A 6,750-nucleotide genomic window follows, 5' to 3' on the forward strand; every position below is an offset into this window, starting at 1 on the left:
GAACCGTTCACGCTAGCTTGAAATAGCCCTAATCCCTCAACTTTTGCCCATGGCCCGCTTGTTCACCAAGTTCTGGCTGCTGGAGCGCTACCTCTTTGGACAGATGCTCACCCCCCTTTTGGCCGGTATAGCTGGGGGAACCCTGCTGCTTTTGGCGGGCCGGCTCTTTACCCTGGCCGAGCGGCTGGTCGAGGGATCCGTACCGCCCCTGACGGTGTTGCGGCTCTTGATGTTGGATCTGCCGGAGATGGTGGTGCTGGGCATGCCCATCGCTGCTTTTTTTGCCACCATGCTCACCTTGGGCAAGCTGAGCGGCAACAGCGAGATTACCGCCATGCGGGCAGCCGGGATCCCGTTTACGCGCATCTTTCGTCCCCTGTTGCTGGTGGGGCTGCTCATGAGCCTGAGCGCTTTTTTGATCAGCAACGTGCTCTTGCCGGCCAGCAAACGGGAAATCCGCCGCATTGACCAGCAGGCGCTCCTGGCCCAAGCTACAAGCCCGGTGCAATACGACGTCTTTTTCAAGACCGCTCGCGTTGGCGGGACGGAGTCCTTAGACAACCTCTGGTTTTTCATCCGCCAGGTGGATCCGCGGCTGAATACCATGCAGGATGTCACTATCCTGCGGGTGGATCCCTTGCCGGGGGGCAAGTACCGGTTGGCGGAAGTGACGCTGGCGGCCCAGGCGGTGTGGAATGGCCTGGACTGGACCCTCAGCGAAGGAGTGACCCACCGCTACGGCCCCGATGGCCTCAGCCTGGCCGAAGAGCCCTTCGACCGCAAGCCGCTGGCGGTCTCCCAAGATCTGGCCGCCCTGTTGCAGCCGCCAGTTCCCCCCAACGAGCTCAGCCTACCGGAGCTGGCGGAGCGCATCTCCCGCCTGGCCCGCTCCAACCTCAATACCCAGCCCTTGCGCACCGAGTTCCACATGCGCTTTTCCCTGCCCCTGGCCAGCTTTTTTGCCGTGCTGATTTCCCTTCCCCTGGGATCCAGCACCGCTCGCCGTGTGGGCCGCTATGGCGGCGTCGTCTTCGGGATCCTGTTGGTGTTTGCCTACTACGTGGTGCTGAGCGTATCTCGCAGCCTGGGAGAAGCAGGAGCCCTTCCTCCCTGGGCAGCAGCCTGGAGCTTCAACCTCCTCTTCGGTAGCCTCGGCCTGCTGCTCTTGGCCCGCTTCCTGCGCTAGGGATCCCTTCCGGGCGGAGCAACCCCCAACCTAGCCAGGGATCCACCGGATCCCTTCAACACAGTTTCCGTCCCCTTGCGGGGAAAAGGTAGGGATTTTGGCCGGTCTGCGCAGGCCAGGGATCCCATCCCAGCGCCGGTCTGTCTAGACTGGAGAACAGCCCTGTGGGGATCCCTATGCGCATTGGCGTGCCCAAAGAGATCAAAGAGCAGGAGTTTCGCGTCGGCCTGACGCCGGCGGCGGTGCGGGCCTTGACTGAGCAGGGGCACCAGGTGTGGGTGGAGACCCAAGCCGGCCAGGGGGCGGGCTTTAGCGACGAAGACTACCAAAAAGCGGGGGCCAAGCTGGCCGCCACACCGGAGGAGATCTACCGGCAGCAGTTGGTGGTGAAGGTCAAAGAGCCCCTGCCCGCCGAGTATCCCTTGCTCCATCCGGATCTCATCCTGTTTACCTACTTGCACCTGGCGGCCAGCCGCGAGCTGACCCAGGCCCTGCTGCGTTCGGGGGCCACCTGCCTGGCCTACGAGACGGTGGAGCTGCCCGACGGATCCCTGCCCCTCTTGATGCCCATGAGCATGATTGCCGGGCGGCTGTCGGTGCAATTTGGCGCCCACTACCTCACCCGTCAGCAGGGGGGGCGAGGCGTGTTGCTGGGCGGGATCCCAGGGGTGCCGCCGGGGCGGGTGGTGATCCTGGGCGGGGGCACGGTGGGCACGGAGGCGGCCAAGATGGCCGTCGGGCTGGGGGCGCGGGTGCAGATTCTGGACATCAACCTGCAGCGCCTCAACGAGCTGGAGCTGATCTTCGGGTCGCGGGTGGAGCTGCTCTACAGCACCGCCCAGAGCATCGAGGAGTGCGTCCGCGAGGCCGACCTGGTGGTGGGAGCAGTGTTGGTGCCGGGCAGCCGCGCCCCGGTTTTGGTGAAGGAAGAGCTGGTGGCCCAGATGCGGCCCCGCTCTTTGATCGTGGATGTGGCCGTGGATCAGGGGGGGTGCATCGCCACCACCAAGGTCACCACCCATGCCCAGCCGGTTTACGAAGCCCACGGAGTCTTGCACTACGGGGTTCCCAACATGCCGGGGGCCGTCCCCTGGACTTCGACCCAGGCGCTGGTCAACGCCACCCTCCCCTACGTCCTCAAGTTGGCCAACCTTGGCTTGAGCGCCGCCCTGGAGCAGGATCCGGGCCTGGCCAAGGGGCTCAACATCCGGGGCGGAAAGCTCATCCACCCGGCGGTGCGGGCCACCTTTCCCGACTTGAGCTAGCTTGGGCCAGCTTTCCCGTCGGGATCCCTCCCGCTACTGCCGCCAGGCCAAGAGGTAGCGCTCCAGAGCGGCGAAAAAAGAGTAGAGCAGAACACCCATGAGGCCGAGGGCAACCAAGCCGGCAAAGGCCAAGGGCACATCAAAAGAAGAGCTGGCGGACACAATCAGGTAGCCCAGCCCGCGGTTAGAGGCCACCGTCTCCGCGATCACCGCGCCGACAAAGGCCAGCGAAATGGCCACCTTCAGCGAGGCAAACAGATAGGGCAAGCTGTGGGGAAGCCCCACCTTGAGGAAGATTTCCCAACCGCTGGCCCCCAGGGAGCGCAGCACATCGCGCATTTCTGGCTCCACCGTCTCCAGGCCCACCGCCACATTCACGGCAATGGGGAAAAAGGCCAGCAAAAAAGCTGTAATCACCGCCGGGATCATGCCCAGGCCAAACCAAATCGCCAGCAGCGGCACCAGGGCCACCTTGGGGATGGTATTAAACCCCACCAGCAGTGGGTACAGACACAGATGGGCCAGGCGGGAGCTGCCGATAAGGGATCCCAGCAAGATCCCGCCCACCAAAGCCAGCCCAAAAGCCAGCAGGGTTGAGCTGAGGGTAAACAGCGAGTGCCCCAGGATCACCTCGTCCCACTCCTGCATCGACTGCCAGATCGCGCTGGGCGCAGGCAAAACAAAGCGGGGAACCTGCAACAGCCGCACCCCTGCCTCCCAAAGGCCAAGGGTCAGCAGCAGGGTGACCACCGGCAGGAGCAGCGAGGCCGCTTTCGTCTGGAGAAATCGGTCAAAGGAGTTTTTCATCAGGGTTGCGCGGCGATCTATCGAGAAAACTTTGGTTAGCTGCTGCGCCGTTCGCGTCAGCGGGACGGAGTCCTTATGTGCTTGCGCACTTCCGCAACCAAGTGGTGAAACTCGTCCGTCAGGCAGATCTCCAACGGGCGCGGGCGGGGCAGATCCACCTTGAGGGTAAAGACAATCTCGCTAGGCCGCGACCCCATGACATAAATGGTATCGGAGAGGAAAACCGCCTCCCGCAGATCGTGAGTGATGAGAATAGCCGTGCAGCCGGTGCGCAGCCACAGCCGCTGCAACATCTCCCACATCTCCTCGCGGGTGAAGGCATCCAGGGCGGCAAAGGGCTCATCCAGCAACAACAGCTCCGGCTGGTGGATCAAAGCTCGACAGAGGGCAACCCGCTGCCGCATCCCCCCGGAAAGCTGCCAAGGATAGGCTTTTTGGAAACCATCCAAGCCCACGGCGGCCAACAGCTCCAGCGCCGACTTTTTGTGCTGAGCCAGGTTTTGCCGGAAGGTGCGCTTGTAGGGCTCTACCACTTCCAGAGGCAGCAACACGTTCTGTAAGGTAGTGCGCCAGGGCAGCAGCACCGGATTTTGGAAGGCCATGCCCACCCTCTTGAGGGGGCCGGTGACGGGCTGCAACCGAAAGTAAAGGGTGCCGCCGTGGTTGGTGTTGAGGCCGGCTATCATCTTCAACAGAGACGTCTTGCCGCAGCCGCTCGGCCCCACAATCGAGACAAACTCCGAGTGGGCCACCGAAAAGCTGAGGTCGCGGATGATCGTGACCGGGGATCCCTTGCCGGGGTACTGCAGGGAGACGTGGCGCAGCTCCAGGATAGGCTTGTCCAAGAGCCCAAGAGAGACACTGCTCTGGGCCACCTGCTGCGACTCCAACATCGACTCAACTCCGGTGGTTTTCACGGCCAGCCTCCTTCCCATTACACCAGAGAGGAGAGCAACCAACTGTATTGCCCAATACTCTGCCGGCCAGCGGCGAGGCCGGTTCTTCGGGGCTGTCGCCTACTGGTGCTCGAAGACGTTGCTATATCCCAGCAGATCCAGCTCCACCAAGGTGGGCAGGTGTTGAAAACAGCGCTGCGCCAGCTCCCAGCGCTCCTCCCGCTGCAACATCTGGGCCAACTTGTGGCGCACCGGGATCAAATAGCGGACATCGTTGGCCGCATAGTCCAACTGCTCCGGCGAGAGGGACTGGACAGCTCCCCAGTCGGAGCTTTGGGCGGCTTTGTTTAGCTCCACCCCGCACAGCTCGCTCACCACGTCCTTCAGGCTGTGCTTACTGGTGTAGGTGCGGGCCAGCTTGCTGGCTACCTTGGTGCAAAAGACCGGCCAGGCCTGGATCCCCAGGTGGTAGCGCAGCATGGCCAGGTCAAAACGGGCGTAGTGGAAGATCTTTTCGATGTTGGGATCCGTCAGCAGCCGCGCCAAACGGGGGGCCTGCTTCACGCCGCGGCTGAGCCGCAGCAGCACCACCTCGCCGGCAGCGTTAGCTATTTGCACGACGCAGAGCCTGTCCCGCTGCGGGATCAAGCCCATCGTTTCGGTATCCACGGCCAACTGGGATTCGCCGGCCAATGCCTCCACAACCTCTAGAGCGAGATCTTCATCACAAAGCTGAAAAGGCTGCAGGCCCACGCCGGCTCCCTCAAAAGAATGGTTTGGCTGTAGAACCAAGCAACGGCGGCTTAGGCAAACTACCAGCTCGACTTGACCACGCCCGGCAGCAGGCCGCGGTGGGCCATTTCCCGCAAGCTGTTGCGGCAGAGCCCGAAATCCCGGAAATAGCCGCGGGGACGCCCGGTTTTCCAGCAGCGGTTGCGCAGGCGGGTGGGCGAGCTGGCCCGAGGGAGTTTTTGCAGTTGAGCATGCAGCTCCATGCGGGTGACCTGGTCGATGTTGGGATCGGCCATGGCCGCCTTTAGTTGTTGGCGCTTCTCCCGATATTTTTCGACCAAGCGCTGGCGCTTTTTCTCCCGCTCGATCATGCTCTTTTTAGCCACGGCTCACCTGTTTCTCCCAATTTTTCAGCTTATCTAGAATAGCGAGAAGCCCTCCCCTCAGGCAAGGGGATCCCAGAGCCGGCCATCCTCGCCGCTCCCCTTGCTTGGGCTCCGTAGGATCCCTGAGGCCAGCCTCTTGGCTTAGGGGCAATCTCTTTCTGTAGGCAAGGTTGGTGGTGGGTGATGACCCTTTCCAAAGTGATCTCGTTTGTCGCCGCCAAGTTCAAGGTTTCCCCAGAGCAGATCGAGGCCACCCGCGTGATCCTCCACAAGCCCCCGGCTTTGTTGGCGGTGCTCAAGTCGGCTCCGCCGCTGCCCAAAGAGGTTTTGCAGGATCCCAGCTTGGCTTATATCTATCCGGCCACTTTTATTCAATGGTCGAAGTGCATGCATGGCCTGGCGGAATGGGATGATGTGCCCGCCCTGAGCTACGCCGACTATGTGGCGCAGATGGAGCTGACCTTCCTGCCGACGGATATTGCTGTCGAGGCCGCCAACAGGGACTAGCGCAGGCGAAAAACCCGTTCTGAGGCCTGGCGGACAAACTCCTTGAGCCAGCCCGCTTTTTGGGTGCTCTCCACCTGGGCCCTGACCACCGCCTGCATCCCCCCTTCCCCCCAGCTTTGGTTGCGCTGGAAATACTCGATGAAGCTTTTGCCGGCAATGCGGGTGAGATAGCCGGCGCTGGCCGCCTGGATGGGGGCTGTCGCCAAAAAACCGACCACGCTCACCTCAGCCACCGTAGCCAGGAGCCCGGTGGTCAGTTGGATCGCCCCTTCCACCAGCCCCAGGCCAGCCAGGGTCTTGGCCAGGGACAGGGCCAGTTCCCGCCCCTGCTGCAGGTTCATCTGGCAGCCGTAGAGGGATCCCAGCTCCACCACCATCTGGGCGTTGATGGCGGCAATGGCCAGCAGATCCAGCGCCGGGATGGGGTTGACAAACACGACGCCGGTCACGATCCACTGAAAGCGATCGATCACCTCCTCCGCCTGGCGGCGCAACTGCGCCTGGATGATCCGCTTGGCCTCTTCCCCCAACTGCTGCGATTGCAGCAGGGCATTGTCCAAGGCCAGGGATCCCCCTTCGGCGTAGAGCACCGCCTGGACGCGATCCCGCACCGCTGCCACCTCGGGCTCCGGTTGCCAGGTTTGGGATCCCAGCCGCACGGGGGCCGGGTCAGCAGCAGCCAGCAGCACATCTTCCGGTTGGATCAGGGGGTAAACCCGTTCCCGCAGGCGCTGCAAGAGGAGCTGCCGTTCTTCCGAGGTGTAACGGTCGATTTTGTTGAGCACCAGCAGAGCCCGCTTGCCCAGGGCGATCAACCGGCGCAAGGGATCCACCTCCGACTGGCGCAGATCCCCATCCACCACCACCAACAGCAGCTCGGCGGCCTGCGCCTGCGCCTGCGCCTCCTCTTCCCGCATCGCCCCTGCCGGCCCGATCTCCAAAATGCCCGGGCAGTCCACGATCTGCACCGG

Annotated in this window: 8 protein-coding genes; 3 read left to right on the plus strand and 5 right to left on the minus strand. The window is 62.9% G+C overall.

Annotated elements, in window-relative coordinates; genetic code table 11:
* Positions 1-49 precede the first annotated feature (49 nt).
* Complete coding sequence (locus NW857_RS02350; RefSeq protein WP_414367855.1) at positions 50-1,186, plus strand: LptF/LptG family permease; 1,137 nt, start codon at positions 50-52, stop codon at positions 1,184-1,186.
* 176 nt (positions 1,187-1,362) lie between these two features.
* On the plus strand, positions 1,363-2,451 hold the full coding sequence (gene ald, locus NW857_RS02355; RefSeq protein WP_414334380.1) for an alanine dehydrogenase: 1,089 nt from the start codon (positions 1,363-1,365) through the stop codon (positions 2,449-2,451).
* Between the two features lie 33 nt (positions 2,452-2,484).
* Here the strand turns inward: ald and NW857_RS02360 are convergent, their stop codons facing one another.
* From NW857_RS02360 to rpsN, 4 genes are all read right to left on the minus strand, one after another.
* Positions 2,485-3,258 carry an ABC transporter permease gene (locus NW857_RS02360; protein ID WP_414338052.1) on the minus strand — a complete coding sequence of 258 codons (774 nt, stop codon included), beginning with the start codon at positions 3,256-3,258 and terminating at the stop codon, positions 2,485-2,487.
* Positions 3,259-3,314: 56 nt separating this feature from the next.
* Positions 3,315-4,175: an ABC transporter ATP-binding protein gene (locus tag NW857_RS02365; RefSeq protein ID WP_414367857.1), complete on the minus strand. Its 861-nt coding sequence runs from the start codon at positions 4,173-4,175 to the stop codon at positions 3,315-3,317.
* 99 nt (positions 4,176-4,274) lie between these two features.
* Entirely contained in the window at positions 4,275-4,907 is a 633-nt protein-coding gene (locus tag NW857_RS02370) for a ribonuclease D (protein WP_414334385.1), read from the minus strand.
* A 59-nt stretch (positions 4,908-4,966) separates the two neighbouring features.
* Complete coding sequence (gene rpsN / locus NW857_RS02375; RefSeq protein ID WP_414334387.1) at positions 4,967-5,272, minus strand: 30S ribosomal protein S14; 306 nt, start codon at positions 5,270-5,272, stop codon at positions 4,967-4,969.
* Between the two features lie 183 nt (positions 5,273-5,455).
* On the opposite strand from rpsN, the gene NW857_RS02380 reads away from it, so the two are divergent.
* Entirely contained in the window at positions 5,456-5,779 is a 324-nt protein-coding gene (locus NW857_RS02380; RefSeq protein ID WP_414334389.1) for a hypothetical protein, read from the plus strand.
* Here NW857_RS02380 and NW857_RS02385 read toward each other — a convergent pair.
* On the minus strand, positions 5,776-6,750 hold a 975-nt coding region (locus NW857_RS02385; RefSeq protein WP_414367859.1), incomplete at its 5' end, for a YcjF family protein. The two genes, NW857_RS02380 and NW857_RS02385, sit on opposite strands and share 4 nt — an antisense overlap.

It is taken from the genome of Synechococcus sp. H55.9, from assembly GCF_047462355.1.
GTDB lineage: Bacteria > Cyanobacteriota > Cyanobacteriia > Thermostichales > Thermostichaceae > Thermostichus.

Bases quoted from the DNA above. Each gene is read 5' to 3' on its own strand.
- NW857_RS02360 (WP_414338052.1), bottom strand. From the start codon at position 3,258: ATGAAAAACTCCTTTGACCGATTTCTCCAGACGAAAGCGGCCTCGCTG.
- ald (WP_414334380.1), top strand. From the start codon at position 1,363: ATGCGCATTGGCGTGCCCAAAGAGATCAAAGAGCAGGAGTTTCGCGTC.
- NW857_RS02350 (WP_414367855.1), top strand. From the start codon at position 50: ATGGCCCGCTTGTTCACCAAGTTCTGGCTGCTGGAGCGCTACCTCTTT.
- NW857_RS02380 (WP_414334389.1), top strand. From the start codon at position 5,456: ATGACCCTTTCCAAAGTGATCTCGTTTGTCGCCGCCAAGTTCAAGGTT.